The organism is Uliginosibacterium flavum, from assembly GCF_040566545.1.
Taxonomy (GTDB): Bacteria; Pseudomonadota; Gammaproteobacteria; order Burkholderiales; family Rhodocyclaceae; genus Uliginosibacterium; species Uliginosibacterium flavum.
Genome location: NZ_JBEWZI010000007.1, coordinates 92,327 through 107,273, shown reverse-complemented (window position 1 = coordinate 107,273; position 14,947 = coordinate 92,327). Strand labels below are relative to the sequence as shown.

Here is a 14,947-nt window from a genome sequence, read left to right as displayed (position 1 = left end):
CGTATGGACCCGAATATGACTATACGGGCGTTATCCGCAATGCTGTAAGGGTTATGCCAATATGCGGTCTTGCCTGCACATTCACTGAGGGTATTTCCGATGAGACTCACCTTTTCTCGTAAGCGTACTGGCTTGATTGCTTTGTTGCTGGCCTTGGCGGCATGTGGCGGGGGCGGTGGAGGCGGAGGCAGCGCTGGAGTGAGTGACCCAAGCGTTGGCTCAGACGGGACTCCGCGTTACACGATCAGTGGCACGGTGACCTTGCCCGACACCGCGGCTGTCGATAGTGACTCCAACGATCCGGCGCAGGTCGGCTGGGCCAGCAATGATACGAATGCCACCGCCCAGAGCCTCAGTACGCCGGTGCATTTGGCGGGCTATCTCCGCCAGCAAGGCAGGGGGCCTGCAGGTAAGACCTCCGCGGCGGGCGATCTGCAGGACATCTACAAGGCCAGTCTGGTCGCGGGTCAGGTCATCGAGTTGAGCTTTGACAGCAATACGAGCGATAACGACATCGATTTGCTGTTGTTAGACGTCAGTTCGGCATCCGCCGTGCCGGTCGGCGCGTCCAGTTCCGGCAGCCGTCGCGAATGCATTGCCATCACGAAGGACGGCAGCTATTACGTCATGCCCTGGATCGTCAAAGGCGCAGCCATGTACACCTTGCACATCAGCGCCGCCAATGATGGTACGACTTGTACCAATGGCATGAGCAGCACAGCGCTGTTCGTCAACGGAGAGCTGATCGCCAAGGAAATCGAGAAAAACCGTGTGCTTCCGGGGCCGCTGAGCGTACAGGCCGTACAAGCAGCGACGAGCACCAGTCCCAAGCTGTTGAGCGTTCCGTCCAGTAGCTTGGCCATTGCCAGTACAGGCCTGACGACTCAATCGTTCGATAGCCGCGATATGGACATCGAGCAAGCCGTAAGCACCCTGCGCTACGCAAAAGAACTGATGGCCAGCGGCAAGTACGCTTACGTCGAGCCGAACTTACGGATGGAGCGCTTTGCCAGCTACGCCCCCAGCGATCCGCACTACCCGGATCAGTTTTGGCATTACAACCAGATCAACCTGCCGGACGCGATGGACCGCATCAACAGCTTCGGTATCAGTGCCAACCTGCGCCCCATCGTGGCGGTGATCGACAATGGGTTCGTGACAACCCATCCGGATTTGCAGCCCCAGATTGTCAGTCCCTATACATTTACCGAAAGCAAAACCGGTCCGGGGGCCGATGATCTGAGCCTCTCGAATTTTCACGGCACTTTCGTTGGCGGCATTACGTCGGCTGTCGCCAATAATGGCTTGTATGGCACAGGCGTTGCGCCGATGTCCCTGCTGATGCCCATTCGATATGGGGACACAGCGTATCATGCGATCCAGGCGATTCGCTATGCAGCCGGCCTGAGCAACAGTTCCGGCACACTGCCTGCGCGCAAGGCTGATGTAATCAACATGAGCTGGGGAACTGGAGCGGCGTGCTCGGCAGCCTATGCAGAGGTCGTCGCCCAGGCTCGCGCCCAGAACGTGGTCATCGTAGCGTCTGCGGGTAATACGACCGCCCCAAAAGAGACGCCACCCATCGTCGCCAGCCCGGCAAGTTGTCCTGGTGTTATCTCGGTTGGCGCAACCAGGATCTTCACGGATCGCTGGAAATACTCTGCTTACGGCCCTGCGCTGACGTTGACCGCGCCCGGCGGCGATGCCAGTGGCTATGTCTACAGTACGACATACGATTTTGCCACTAGCTCTCCTTCCTTCTTTGGATGGAGTGGGACCTCGTTTGCTTCGCCGCACGTTGCCGGCGTCATAGCGCTGATGCGCTACGTTGCACCGTCGCTCACTGTGGCACAAGTCGACACGCTGATCGCCACCGGGCGTCTGACCGATGATCTGGGCGTTCCCGGGCGTGACGATGATTTTGGTCAGGGCCTGATCAATGCACGCAAGAGCGTCGACGAAGCCTATGCGCTAGCCTCCGGCGGCAGTATTCCCGGCGCAGTCGTACCATTGCCTGCCTCAATCAATTTCGGCAGTGGCCAGAGCAGTACCACGCTGAAACTGGCCCTTACTGCGAGCAGCAGCGAAACCGTGAGCAGCATCGTGGCCAGCAGTCCGGCCATCACGATCAAGGCTGCCGTCAGCGTCGATGCCGTGACCAAAATTGGCGATTACACGATCAGCGTTGACCGTAAGTTATTGCCGGCTGGCTTCAGTTATCCGGTGCTGACGGTCAAGACTTCAGCACGAAGCTTTACCGTGCCGCTGAGCGTGACCAAGCTCTCTGCCAGCACCAACCCAGCCGCCACGCTGGGGGCCGTGTGGGTACGTGCCACCAATCTCGCAACTAACACGGTTTACATGCAGCGCGTCGACGTCAGCGGCGGGCGCTACACATGGAGCCTGACCAGCATGCGCGGCGGCACCTATGTGCTGAGTGCCAGCACGGATCTGGATAACGACGGGCGTTTCTGCGAAGCGGGCGAAGCCTGCGGCGACTACCCGGGTAATGGGCAGACCTTCGAAATTGGCAGCAATTTGACTGGACTCGACTTTTCGATGGCACCGACCTTGAATACCGCTGCCAGCCCCTGACGTTCTGGCGAATGCCTCTGAAAACCAAGGGGCCTGCCGCTCGCGCGGCAGGCCCCTTGTACATCCTTGTCTGGCGGGCGTCTTCGGATGGCCTGCCTGAAGACTCAGACTGCGCGAGGTTCTTCAAGGATGCTGGAAATCAGGCGGTTTTCGCACCAGTTTTCCAGTTCGCTGGCGTCCAGCGCCTGGGCGAAGTGGAAGCCCTGCCCATACTCGCAGCCCAGATCGCACAGTTTCTGGCGCACTTCTTCGCTTTCGATGCCTTTGGCGATGACCACTTTGCCGAGCTTGCGGCCCAGGGTGACGAGCGAGGCGACAATCGCCGCGTCCGCTTCGCTGCGGCAGACCTGGGCGGAAAATTCTGCGTCGATCTTGAATTCCTGCACAGGCAGATCGCGCAGGCTACGCAAGGCGCCGGCACCACGGCCGAAGTCATCAATCGACAAACACACGCCGGCCGAGGCCAGGCTGAACAAGGATTTCGTCGCCGTCGGCGAGAGGCTGGACAGGCCTTCATCGCGCAACTCCAGGGTCAGTGAGCGCGGCTCCAGCGCCAGGGTGTGCAGGCGTGAGAGGATTTTCTGGTCGAGGTCTGCACATTCAAGCAGGGCGGTCGAGATGTTCAGCGACAGCGACAATGACATGCCGCGTTCGCGCCAGATGCGCGCCTGATTCAGGGCACGGTCGGTCAAACGCAGGCTGAGCGCCTCGACATTGCCTTCGCTTTCCGCCAGGTGCAGGAATTCGGCCGGGCGCATCAAGCCCAGCTCCGGGTGATGCCAGCGCGCTAGCGCCTCTGTGCTCACCGGCAGGCCGGTTTGCAACTTCACGACGGGCTGGAAGTGCAGCACGAACTCGTCCTGCTCGATGGCCGTGCCAATGCGTTCTTCCAGTTCGGCGAAGAATTCGTCGGACAGTACTTCGGCCCGCACCGCCAGCATGATGTCCCGATTGCTCCGGCGTGCCTGATACAGCGCCCCCTCGGCGGCACGCAGCAGCGCCTCGCCGGTTTTGCCATGGGCGGAAAACATGGCGACGCCGACGGCCACATCCGGTGGCGTTTCCAGCCCCATCATTTCACCCAGGGTGCTGATGATCTTGCCAGCGACGCGCATCGCGCCTTCTTCGTTGCCGACGCTGAGCAAGACCGCGAATTCACAGCCGCTGAGAAAGGCCACCGTGTCGCTCAGGCGCACCGTGGCGCGAATTGCGATGGCAGCTTTGTTGAGCAGGCTCAGATCGAGCAGACCGTCATCCGGGCTCAGCCCGGCGTCCAACAGCAGCACAGCGAAGCTCGAATTCTGGCGCTCAGCCGTGCGGATCGCCATCTCCAGGCGGCGCAGAAAGGTGGCCCGGTCCGGCAGGCCCGGAACCGCCAGATTGTCGATGGCTACAGGGCGTGGCGCGACGGCTGTTGCGGTGTCGAAGATCATTGCGGACTTACCGGGCAGAAGGTTATTGCAGCAGGATGGATTTGATTGCGTCACACAATACGCTAAACGCGAATCCGGCTTCAAGCTGCACCTGCACAACGGCTCCGTGGCCGTGACGGAAGTCGCAAAATGTTGTTGCAAAAGGCTTATTTCGCCATTTTGGTTCGCATGCGAGGGGCACAAAGCATCAGTTTTGCCAGCGCAACAGGAGATGTTTTGATGTTCATTGCGCGGTGCCGAGCCTCTTCGGCGGCTACGTGTCGGGTGCGCGGGGCGGCCAGAGCATCAAGCTCGGCACGCTGTGGTATCGGGTTTCGGTGCAAAGCAGGAAGGGCGCTGAATCACCCTTTATGGGCAGCGTGACGGCCTACAATATGTTCAGCAAGCTTGATTGACATCAAGCGCGCCGTGTTGCCGAATTGCATGAAGAGCCGCGTGGGCATTGCCTCTTCGAGCATGCCTGCTGTAAAAGCCCGTCCCGCGCGGCTCTTCAGCCTTGAGCTGACTTGACGCCCTCCCGGGCAGGGTCTTGAAGCAGGTTCTGTGGCGTGACACGATGCGAGCCTGTTTCATTTTCCCGCAACATTCAGGACTGCCTTCATGACGCTGTACACAACACTCAAACTGACGCTGCTCTCCAGTGGATTGGTGGCCCTGGTGGCCTGTTCCGGCGGGGGCGGAGGTGGCGGTGGCGGAGGGAGTAGTTCGACGACGACGGTTTCCGGTTTCGCTCTCAGCGGTACGATCAGTCTGCCCGAAACGGCGGCCGTCGATAGCGACAGCAATGATCCGGATCAGGCTGGCTGGGTCAGCAACGACATCCCTAGTGCGGCGCAAGCCATCACGACGCCCATCCAGCTGATCGGTAACATGAACAAGGCCGGTTCCGGTCCTTCCGGTAAAACCCGCACGGCAGGTGACGAGAGTGATTTCTTCCTGACCAGTCTGGTGGCGGGGCAGGTCATTGAAATGGTTTTTGTCGGCGATGTCACGACGACGGACATGGACTTGTATCTGTACGACGCGTCGACTGGGTTTTCTGTCGGGCACTCGTACTCCACAAGCAGCAACCGCGAATGTCTGAGCATTACGCGTAGCGGCAACTATTACCTTGAGTTGTTTGCGTTCAAGGGCGCTGCCCTGTACACCTTGCGGATCGGGTCGCCGGGCGAAAGTACCAGTTGCGCCAACAACTCAAGCAGCACCGAGATGTTTGTGCCTGGGCAGGTGATTGCTAAACCCCGGGTGGATAAATCCGGGATGTTGGGCTCGCTCTCTGGTACTTTCGGGGCCGGTAATGAGCCGCGTACGCCCGAGTTGCGTGCAGTTCCTGAGGGTCACAGGCGCTTCAAGCAGGCTAACCTGGCGATGCTGAGCGTCAGCGATACGCGTGAGGAGGCGATTGAGCGCGGCTTTGCCACTTTGCAACACGCCAAAGCGCTGATGGCCAGCGGCGATTACGAATACGTCGAACCGAACTTCCGCCTGGAGTCACTGGCGGTCTATGCCCCTAACGACCCCAGTTACCTGCCCCAGCGCTGGCATTACGAGCAGATCAATCTGCCTTCGGCGATGGATCGCATCCTGGCTTTGAGTGTCGCCCCGAGCACGCGACCCATCGTTGCGGTGATCGATACCGGCATCGTCGATGATCATCCGGATCTGCAAGCGCAGATTGTCGGCGGCTACAGTTTCATTACCACGAGCACCGCGGGCGATGGCAATACCAGCAGCCCGAATGATCCCAGCTCTGCCAGCTACTGCAGCACGCAGCGCTGCTGGCACGGCACCCACGTCGCCGGCACCGTTGCCGCGCGGTACAACAATGCCGGCTATGGGACGGGCGTGGCCAGCGACGCACAGTTGATGCCGCTGCGCGTATTCAAGCCAGGCTCTGGCGCGACATCCTACGATGTGACGCAGGCGATTCTCTATGCAGCGCGGCTGAGCAACAATTCCGGCACGCTGCCGCCACGCAAGGCAGATGTCATCAATATGAGTCTGGGCGGCTCCGGAGTCTGCCCCAGCCAGTTTGCGGATGTGATTAGCCAGGCGCGGGCGCAGAATGTGATCGTGGTCGCCGCTTCTGGAAACGACGCCGCGTCCTCCGTGGGCACGCCGGCCAATTGCACCGGCGTCATCTCGGTCGGTGCGCTGGATGCGAGCAAGCAGAAGACAACGTATTCGAATTACGGATCCGCGCTCAGTCTGGCTGCGCCGGGTGGCGACCCGACAAAATCAACGACCGGTACCGGTTACCCCGACAGCATCTACAGCACGCTCGGCGCTTTCTCTGGCAGCACGCGCATCGCCAGTTTCGGCCCGGCACAGGGTACCTCGATGGCCTCGCCGCATGTGGCGGGGGTGATGGCCTTGATGCGCTATGTCTATCCCGCACTTACGGTCGCGCAAGTCGATACCTTGCTGGTTCAGGGCAGGCTGACCAATGACCTTGGCGCGCCCGGGCGTGACGATGCCACCGGATATGGCTTGATCAATGCGCGCAAGGCTGTGGATGAAGCACTGACGCTGGCCTCCACTGGAGGGAGCCTGACGGGTGTCGTGGTTGCGTCCCCCACTTCGATCAGCTTCGGTAGCCTGCTCTCCAGTGCCACACTGAACCTCAGTGTTACGGCCGCCAGCAGCGAGACTGTCAGCAGCATTGCTTCAAACAATGCGGCAGTCACGGTAGCAGCCAGCGGCAACGTGAATGGCAGCACGAAACTGGGCGATTACACCATCAGTGTTGATCGCAATGCGCTGGCGGTGGGCACTCACTATCCGGTGCTGACCGTCACGACCAATGCGCCGCGCAACTTCACCGTGCAACTCACCGTGGTCAAGCTTGCGCCCAGCACGAGCGCCAACGCCAGCTTCGGTAGTGTGTGGGTACAGGCCACCAATGCCAGCACTGGTGCGATTCTCGCCCGTCAGCGTTTCAACGTCACTGCAGGCAGTTATCTGTGGAGCCTGAGCGGCATCCCGGCGGGTAATGTGAATCTGATTGCCAGCACCGATCTGGATAATGACCAGTCCTTATGCGAGTCGGGAGAGGCCTGTGGCAGCTATCCAGGCAGCACACAGACCGTCACGGTCAGTGGCAACATGAGCGGCCTGCAATTCTCGATTGCCCCAACCTTGAGTACCAGCACGGCCAGCACGGGCAGCACGGGCAGCGCACCATGAGGCCCGTCCTCCTGCTGATTGGGCTGTTCGCCTGCATGGCTTTGCCAGCCCTGGCAGGGCCTGTCATCGAAACGCGCTTTAGCGAGCAATGTGCGCTGAATTCAAATGAGCCTGCATTGCGCGTGTTTGACGATGCTGCCAGCTGGCACGCATTCCGTGCTGAGACGCCCTTGCCGGCTTTTTCCCGGCGGCTTGACTGGCGCCGTCAGCGCGTGCTGGTGTTCACCGTTGGCATACGGCCTACGCCCGGCTACTCGCTGACGCTGAAGGCAAGTCGTTTGCGTCGCAGCGATCAGACCTTGTTGCTGGATGTGGCCGAGCAGGGCCCGCCCGCTGACGCTTTTCTGCCGCAGATGCTGACTCAGCCCTGCCTGGCGATTGTCCTGCGCAAAGCTGCCTGGCGGCATGTGCAAGTGTCTGACGTTGATAGTGGTCGAGGGCTGCTCATCGGCCCTGAGTCAGGGATATGAAAAAAGGCAGCCCGAAGGCTGCCTTTTACAGAGCACTAATCTTCCTTGCGGAGGATCAGAACTCCTTCATGATACCGACCTTGACGGTGGTGCTATCAGACTTGGTGGCGTTGCCGCTGAAGCCAGCACCAGTTCCAACATATTTGCCGCCAGTGATTGCTTGCTGACGATCAAAGTCCTGCTTCACGAGGTTGGCATACACCTGCACGCTCTTGCTCAGAAAGTAGGAGCCGCCGATCATAACGGACTTGCCGCTGTTGCGGTCGGTGCCCAGATCGTTCAGGTGGGAGATGCCCAGGCCCATTTCAGCCTTGCCATTGAAGTTGTAGGCCACCACGAAGTTGGTGTTCTTTTCCTTGTAGTAACCTTCGGAAGAGGAAGCACCCTTGTACACGTTGTACTGGGTGGAGATCTTCAGGTTCTTGTTGCCCGGAATCGGACGAATGTTCAGGTAGGCGTGGGTGAAGTTACGGCCCAGACCTGCGGCACCGCTCTGCTGAGCGGACGGACGCACGTCGGTCACATCAAAGCCCCAATCTACAATGCCGTCCATCACGACACCTTCGGAACCGATCACGAACACGTTACCCGAAGAAGTCGGGGTGCCTTCGTTGTCGTTGGCACCAGACTTCTGGTTGTCGCCGTTGGCGTAGGTAGCCTTGACCAAGGTCTTGATCGGGCCGAGGTTGAAGGTCGGTGACCAGTAGGACGTGTTACGGTTGGTCAGGGACTCTTCACGGAACTGGGATACGCCAAACTTGACCAGTTCGGTGTCCTTCGGGGTGACCATATAGGGCTTCTCGGCCAGCTTATAGTCATTGGATTGCAGGTTGGCAACGCCCCACTGCAGGGTGCCGAACGGCGTGGTGAAGGCCATGGCCTTCTTATCGTTGGAGTTGATACCACCGGTCGTGGTCGTGTTCTTGCCTTCATGCACGTTGCCGAAACGCAGGTCGAAATCCACGCGGATATCGTAACCCTTGGCGATCTGTTCCTTGGCGCCGATGCTGATACGGCTGGTCGAGTTACAACCGCCGTCCTGAGATTCCTTGGTGCCGATCATGTTGCCATCGGTGTCGTTGGCTTGAGTGCGGCTGAACGAATAACAAGCATCAAACTTGCCACCAACGGTGACGGAAGTTTGTGCGAAAGCGGCGCCAGACATCAGACCAGCAACAGCCAGAGCAATAAGTTTTTTCTGCATTTGAATTCATCTCCTGAGTGAAAGGGTGACCCGCGTTATCTGCTGGCGTTGCTGCCATGCAGTACGCTCGGTCAGCAGTCCCGGCACTTCGGCGCGGGGTCGGGATCCTTTGTACAAAACATCACGCACAAGGCTCTATTTCGTTTTCCCCACGGAGGGTTTACGTTTCCGCTTCAAATATGCATTTGACAACTTATTTTTATTTGCCTTAAAGCCTTGCTACATAAGGCGTTGATGCCTGTTTAAAAAAACATGACCCCGATGCATGTCAGGCGAGGACACATATCGGGGTCAAGTGTGGTTATCACGCAACAGCCAGGAGGGGCTGAGGGCTTACACGTCTTTATGCGCACCGGAATGCTCAAGGAATTCGCGTGGCGAAAGCCCTAGGATGCGTTTGAATACGACATGCATGTACTGCTGCGTACGGAAGCCGCAGCGTTTGGCTACTTCGGCGGTACTCAGCGTGCGGGATGCCAGCATTTGTTTGGCCAGACCCATGCGCGTACGCAGGATCTCGTCATGTGCCGAATAGCCCAGATGTTCAAAAAACAAGCGCTCTACTGTTGTCCGGGATACGCCCAGATGATCCGCCACCTGCTCGGCCTTGATCCCGTTTGCCGCGTGCCGGGCAATGAATTCGAGTGCGTCGCGCAACATGGGGCAGGTCTTGGCACTGGTGGCTGCGGGGTGAATTCCTCTGGGCGGGATGGCGAGGCGCACCGGCAGATCATTCCGGTCGCGCATGCGTCCATGCAGCAGTTCGGCGGCCTTGCGGCCGATCTCATGCGAGCCCTGCATGACCGAGGAAATCGGCAAAGGTGCAAGTGCAGCGACCAGGGGATCGTTGTCTATGCCAACAATGGAAATCTCCTCCGGCACTTTCCGTCCCAGCGTATTGCAGGCCTGCAGTAGTTCGCGGGCACTGGAGTCATTGACCGCAACGATGCCGGTACGGGGCGGCAGCTCACGCAACCAGGCAAGAAGGGTTTCGGTCGGATCAGCGTCTGTCCTGTCGTCAATTTCGGACAAAACCGCGACTGCGTCCGGTACTTGCCGGGAGAAGGCCTCGCGACGTTCGCTTGCCCAGCGGGCGTGGCGGTACTTTGGCTTGGCAAAATAGGCAAAACGGGTCAGTCCGGTGTCGCGCAGATGTTGTACGGCCAAGTCGACCAAGGCGTCATTGTCCGAGGCTACTTGCGATAAGTGCGGGGGGCAGGGGCTCGATACGGCGCTGCTGACACACACCAGCGGGTATTTGTCCATTGAGGCGAGCAACTCCACTTCTTCGGAGGCTTTGGTATCAACGATAAAACCGTCTGGCGTTCGGGACGCTGAGAGCGCCTTGAGAATGTTGGTTTCAAGCTCGAAGATCCACTTGAGCCCAGTGGCCTGAGCGAACGCGCCAATCCCGGCAATCACCTCGCGGTGAAAAGTGAGGCCTGGCTCCAGAACCAGCACGATACGACTGGTTTTTTCAGAATTGCTACGCATGCTTGGGTACCTAGCGCTATCAGAAAGAGCGGCAAAGTGTAGTACATCCAAACAGCTCGCCTACCCTTTCGTCGGGTTTAGACGTGGTTTTTGATCTCAAGACAGTGAAGTTTTTGCGTGTGTAGAGGCGGCTTCGTGTCGTTTTGGCGCAGCAAATCAAGCCGTGCATTCTTTGTCTTGTCGCGGCTGGGTTTTGTTCTCAGTGGAATTTCCTGAAAAATTGATTGCTCGCAAAGCCGCGCCAGTAATGCATTTGCGGGGATGTTGTCGCAAGATGCAATGCCCGCGCTGACTAGCAGTGATGGTCTCTGTAGATCAAGACTGGGTGCGGCTTTTCTGGCGGGCCGTGTTTGAAATCAAAAACACGCCCGTGCGCCAGAACGCCGGCCGGGGAACGGGCGGGTGAAATGGCTCTGGCTCAATAGGCCTGATCCCAGCGGCGTGAAAGACGTAGCGCGCAATTGATCAGGCCAACCATGCTGTAGGTTTGGGCGAAGTTGCCCCATTGTTCGCCAGTGCGAGGATCGACGTCTTCCGCCAGCAGCCCCTGTTTGTTGCAACAGGCCAGTAGTCGGATGAAAGTGGTGTGTGCTTCATTGTGCCGACCCAGCGCATGGAGTGCATAGACATACCAGAAGGTGCACACCATGAAGGCATTTTCGGGGTGGCCAAAGTCATCGCGTTCGATGTAACGATAAATGAAATCGCCATGTTTTAGTTCGGTTTCAATCGCCTTCACGGTTTGAGCGAAGCGTGGGTCATCCGCCGCAAGAAATCCGAATTCGTTGAGCAACAGCAGGCTGGCGTCCAGAGTGTCCCCGCCCCAGGAGGCTACAAAAGCCTGGCGCTCGGGGCTCCAAGCATTTGCGCAGATTTCCGCGTGTATACGGTCAGCCGATTCGCGCCAGATGCGGGTTGAGTCGTCCAGGCCGAGGTGAGCGGCGATGAGCGCGAGGCGATCGCAGGCTGCCCAGCACAACACGCTGGAGTAGGTGTGAATGCGCTGGCTGCCACGCAGTTCCCACAGGCCCGCATCCGGCTGGTGGTAATTGGCCAGTGCTCGCAAGCCCAGGGGTTCGAGCTGGCGGAAAAGGTTCTCGTCACCACGATGACGCAATCGGGTATCGAAGAACATGTGTGTCGCGGCGAGAATGGCGGAGCCGTAAACGTCATGCTGGATTTGTTCGAAAGCCTGGTTGCCGATGCGCACCGGACCCATTTCGCGATAGCCCGCCAGCGCAGGGGCGATTCGCTCGGTCAGGCGTGCTTCGCCGCTGATCCCGTATACCGGCTGTAGCACCCCTTCTTCGGCGCTGGAAACCACGTTGAGGATAAAACCGATGTAGCGCTCCATGGTTGCGGTAGCCCCCAAGCGGTTGAGGGCATTGACGACGAAATAGGCGTCACGCAACCAGCAGTAACGATAGTCCCAGTTGCGCCCCGAGCCGGGATGCTCCGGCACTGAAGTGGTCATGGCGGCAATGATTGCTCCGGTGTCGTCGAAGGCATTAAGTTTCAGAGTGATGGCGGCCCGGATGACCTCGTCTTGCCAGTCGACTGGCACGAAGATCGTGCGTACCCAGCGCTGCCAGTAAGCAATGGTTTCATCAAGAAAGCGTTGCGTGGTTTCGGCAACGCCTCCTTGCAAGGACTCGTCCGGGCCGAGAATAAAACTGAGCGTGTCGTGCACATGCATGAAGCGCGCTTCCAGCACCCCGTGGATTGAGGCGTTGGTCGTCAGGCGCAATGTTTGCAGGGGCGCGACTAAGCGGATGTGGTGGCTGCCGAAGGTGATGCTTGGGGCAAGCTCGCCATCCTGGAAAAGCGGCCGGACACGCACGGCGACGCGCGGGTTTCCGGTCAGACGGCGCACCCGGCGCACCAGCATCGCGGGGAAAAACACCCGGCCGTGCAGCTGGAAGCGTGGGGCAAAATCAGTCACTTCGATGCCGCCGTCATGCCTGTCGAACAGGCGCGTATGAAGCACCGCGGTATGCCGCTCGTAAGCCTGTTCGGCGTGGGAGAAATCATCCAGCACGATGCTGAAGGCGCCCGCCCCCTCATCCCTTCCGGGCGGGGATAGCAGACTGCAAAAGACCGGTTCGCCGTCCAGACGGGGCAAGCACGCCCAGACAATGTTTCCGTGCGGATCAATCAGGGCGCCGACCGCACTGTTGCCGATCAATCCTCCATCAAGAGATGCTTTTTGCATTGTCTGTTCCTTGGCTAGGGGCTGCGTCTGGAGGGGTGGTGATCAAGACCTTTTGCTTCACACAGCCAAGCGGCTGTGCCATTCTGTCAGGCCTGCCGACCACAAAAAGGTTCCGCAAGCATGAAATCCATACGCCTTCAATTGCGCTTCCTTGTTCCGCTGTGTGTGCTGCTTTTAGGTGCAGCCTATATCACCGTGCCCCTGGTCGACAACCTGACCCAGCGCTGGTTCGTGCGGGATCTTGATATCCGCGCAAAACTTGTTGCGGAGGCAATGGCTACGGCAATCGACGGGGTAGCAGACATCCAGCAAACCGACGCCGTCGTCGCAGCGCTAGAAAAAATCATTGCTGATGAACGTCTGATGGCGCTCGCCATTTGCAGCCCCGCCGGGGATATGCAGGTACGCACACATGCCTTTCCTTTACAGCTAGGCTGTTTGCAGGCGCAGGTGATCGCCAATGAGAAAGCGCCCTTGAGCACTCTGCCACAGGGCGAAGTTCACGTTGCCGTGCGTCCTTTGAATATTGCGAGTTTTTCAGGGTCTCAGGTAGTTATTTTGCATGACGCCAGTTACATGCAGCGACGCAGTGACGCGACGCGTCAGTATCTAGTGATCCTGTTCATGGCACTGGGCGCAGCTATCGCCCTCAGCACCATCCTGGCGGCACATCTAAGTCTGCGCGGTTGGGTCGAGGGCACGCGAGCCCTGCTGCGTGGTGAGAATCTGCTTAGCCCATTTCAGGCTCCGCCCGAATTGCAGGGAGTTGCCACGGATCTGCGGCTGATGTTGCGCGAACTGGAAGATGAGCATCGCTCGCGCCTGCATGCGGAAGCCTGGACACCGGAGCGTCTGCGTCAGGTCGTGGCCACAGACATGCGTGGTGAGCAAGTCATCGTCGTCTCCAATCGAGAGCCCTATATACATCTCCAGAGCGGCGACAGCGTGCGCGTGCAACGTCCCGCCAGTGGTCTGGTTACTGCGATCGAACCGGTCATGCGCGCCTGTTCCGGCACCTGGATCGCCCACGGTGGCGGGGATGCAGATCGCGCCACCGTAGACGGACAGGATCACGTCAGCGTGCCGCCCGACAACCCCTGTTACACCTTGCGCCGGGTCTGGATGAGCAAGGAGGAGGAGCAAGGGTATTACTACGGATTTGCCAATGAAGGCATGTGGCCCTTGTGCCATCTCGCGCATGTGCGTCCCGTGTTCCGCCTGACCGATTGGGAACATTACAAGACCATCAACCAGCGTTTCGCCGATGCGGTGGTGCAGGAGGCTCTTACCGACGATCCTATTGTGCTGATTCAGGATTATCACTTTGCGCTGCTGCCAGCGCTGCTGCGCGAACGCCTTCCAAATGCCACAATCATTACATTCTGGCACATTCCATGGCCTAATCCGGAGTCCTTTGGCGTTTGTCCGTGGCATGAAGAAATTCTGCGCGGCCTGCTCGGCAGCTCCATCCTGGGCTTTCATACCCGCTTGCATTGCCGCAATTTCATGGAGTCGACCGATCGTTTTCTCGAGGCGCGGATTCGCCTGGAGGAGTCAATGATCACTTTCGATGGTGATCATACTCAGGTCAATAGCTACCCGATTTCGATTCACTGGCCTGCGCCTGAAGAGGTCGGACTCTGGCCGTCTGTGACAGAGTGCCGCAGCAAGTTGCGGGCGCAGCTTGGCGTCAAAGAGGATCATCTGATCGCGCTCGGTGTCGATCGTTTTGACTATACCAAGGGGATTGTCGAGCGGTTTAACGCGGTGGACCGGATGCTGGAGAAGCATCGCGAGTTGCGTCATCGTTTCAGTTTTGTGCAATTCGCTGCGCCTACCCGCTCTGCGCTGGACGAGTATCAGCTCTTCGCTGAACAGGTGACCCGTCTGGCCGAGCGCATCAATGCGCGCCACGGCGACGCCAACTGGCAGCCTGTTCGTCTGATTGCCGAGCATCAGGATAGCGATGCGGTGACCAGCCACTATCGTGCAGCGGACTGTTGCGTTGTGACGAGTTTGCACGATGGCATGAATCTGGTCGCCAAGGAATTTGTCGCCGCGCGCGATGACCTGGCCGGCACTCTGGTGCTCAGCGAGTTCACTGGTGCCGCGCGTGAATTGCATACCGCTCTGATCGTCAATCCCTACGATGTCGAAAGTACCGCAGACGCCCTCTATCAGGGCCTGACCATGAGTCGCGACGAGCAGGCTGACCGGATGCGCAGTCTCCGCGCGGTGGTCATGGAAGACAATGTCTATCGCTGGGCGGCCAATATGTTGCTGGATGCCGCCCGCTTGCGACGCAGCGAGCGCATCAGTGCGCGCATTGTTTCCCGGCAGGGAGGGCGGTGAC

8 protein-coding genes are annotated in these 14,947 nt (G+C 59.1%); 4 read left to right on the top strand and 4 right to left on the bottom strand.

Annotated features, from left to right (window positions below):
- Positions 1–198 precede the first annotated feature (198 nt).
- Positions 199–2,595 carry a S8 family serine peptidase gene (locus ABXR19_RS08290; RefSeq protein WP_354600649.1) on the top strand — a complete coding sequence of 799 codons (2,397 nt, stop codon included), beginning with the start codon at positions 199–201 and terminating at the stop codon, positions 2,593–2,595.
- A 104-nt stretch (positions 2,596–2,699) separates the two neighbouring features.
- Here the strand turns inward: ABXR19_RS08290 and ABXR19_RS08285 are convergent, their stop codons facing one another.
- Positions 2,700–4,028 (bottom strand): EAL domain-containing protein, encoded by a 1,329-nt coding sequence (locus tag ABXR19_RS08285; RefSeq protein ID WP_354600648.1) that lies wholly within the window; start codon positions 4,026–4,028, stop codon positions 2,700–2,702.
- A 600-nt stretch (positions 4,029–4,628) separates the two neighbouring features.
- Here ABXR19_RS08285 and ABXR19_RS08280 point away from each other — a divergent pair.
- Complete coding sequence (locus ABXR19_RS08280) at positions 4,629–7,214, top strand: S8 family serine peptidase (protein ID WP_354600647.1); 2,586 nt, start codon at positions 4,629–4,631, stop codon at positions 7,212–7,214.
- On the top strand, positions 7,211–7,684 hold the full coding sequence (locus ABXR19_RS08275) for a protease complex subunit PrcB family protein (RefSeq protein ID WP_354600646.1): 474 nt from the start codon (positions 7,211–7,213) through the stop codon (positions 7,682–7,684). The genes ABXR19_RS08280 and ABXR19_RS08275 overlap by 4 nt, the downstream gene beginning before the upstream one ends.
- 55 nt (positions 7,685–7,739) lie before the next feature.
- Here ABXR19_RS08275 and ABXR19_RS08270 read toward each other — a convergent pair whose 3' ends face one another.
- The 3 genes from ABXR19_RS08270 to ABXR19_RS08260 form a co-directional block, all read right to left on the bottom strand.
- On the bottom strand, positions 7,740–8,888 hold the full coding sequence (locus ABXR19_RS08270; protein WP_354600645.1) for a porin: 1,149 nt from the start codon (positions 8,886–8,888) through the stop codon (positions 7,740–7,742).
- 333 nt (positions 8,889–9,221) lie between these two features.
- Positions 9,222–10,382, bottom strand: a complete 1,161-nt coding sequence (locus ABXR19_RS08265; RefSeq protein ID WP_354600644.1) for an AraC family transcriptional regulator — start codon at positions 10,380–10,382, stop codon at positions 9,222–9,224.
- A gap of 418 nt (positions 10,383–10,800) precedes the next feature.
- Entirely contained in the window at positions 10,801–12,594 is a 1,794-nt protein-coding gene (locus ABXR19_RS08260) for a glycoside hydrolase family 15 protein (protein WP_354600643.1), read from the bottom strand.
- A gap of 120 nt (positions 12,595–12,714) precedes the next feature.
- On the opposite strand from ABXR19_RS08260, the gene ABXR19_RS08255 reads away from it, so the two are divergent.
- Complete coding sequence (locus ABXR19_RS08255; protein WP_354600642.1) at positions 12,715–14,946, top strand: alpha,alpha-trehalose-phosphate synthase (UDP-forming); 2,232 nt, start codon at positions 12,715–12,717, stop codon at positions 14,944–14,946.
- Position 14,947 lies beyond the last annotated feature (1 nt).

What these genes read in the sequence shown, in the direction of transcription:
- ABXR19_RS08265 (WP_354600644.1), bottom strand. Translation starts at nt 10,382, where the DNA reads ATGCGTAGCAATTCTGAAAAAACCAGTCGTATCGTGCTGGTTCTGGAG.
- ABXR19_RS08260 (WP_354600643.1), bottom strand. Translation starts at nt 12,594, where the DNA reads ATGCAAAAAGCATCTCTTGATGGAGGATTGATCGGCAACAGTGCGGTC.
- ABXR19_RS08255 (WP_354600642.1), top strand. Translation starts at nt 12,715, where the DNA reads ATGAAATCCATACGCCTTCAATTGCGCTTCCTTGTTCCGCTGTGTGTG.
- ABXR19_RS08275 (WP_354600646.1), top strand. Translation starts at nt 7,211, where the DNA reads ATGAGGCCCGTCCTCCTGCTGATTGGGCTGTTCGCCTGCATGGCTTTG.
- ABXR19_RS08280 (WP_354600647.1), top strand. Translation starts at nt 4,629, where the DNA reads ATGACGCTGTACACAACACTCAAACTGACGCTGCTCTCCAGTGGATTG.
- ABXR19_RS08270 (WP_354600645.1), bottom strand. Translation starts at nt 8,888, where the DNA reads ATGCAGAAAAAACTTATTGCTCTGGCTGTTGCTGGTCTGATGTCTGGC.
- ABXR19_RS08285 (WP_354600648.1), bottom strand. Translation starts at nt 4,028, where the DNA reads ATGATCTTCGACACCGCAACAGCCGTCGCGCCACGCCCTGTAGCCATC.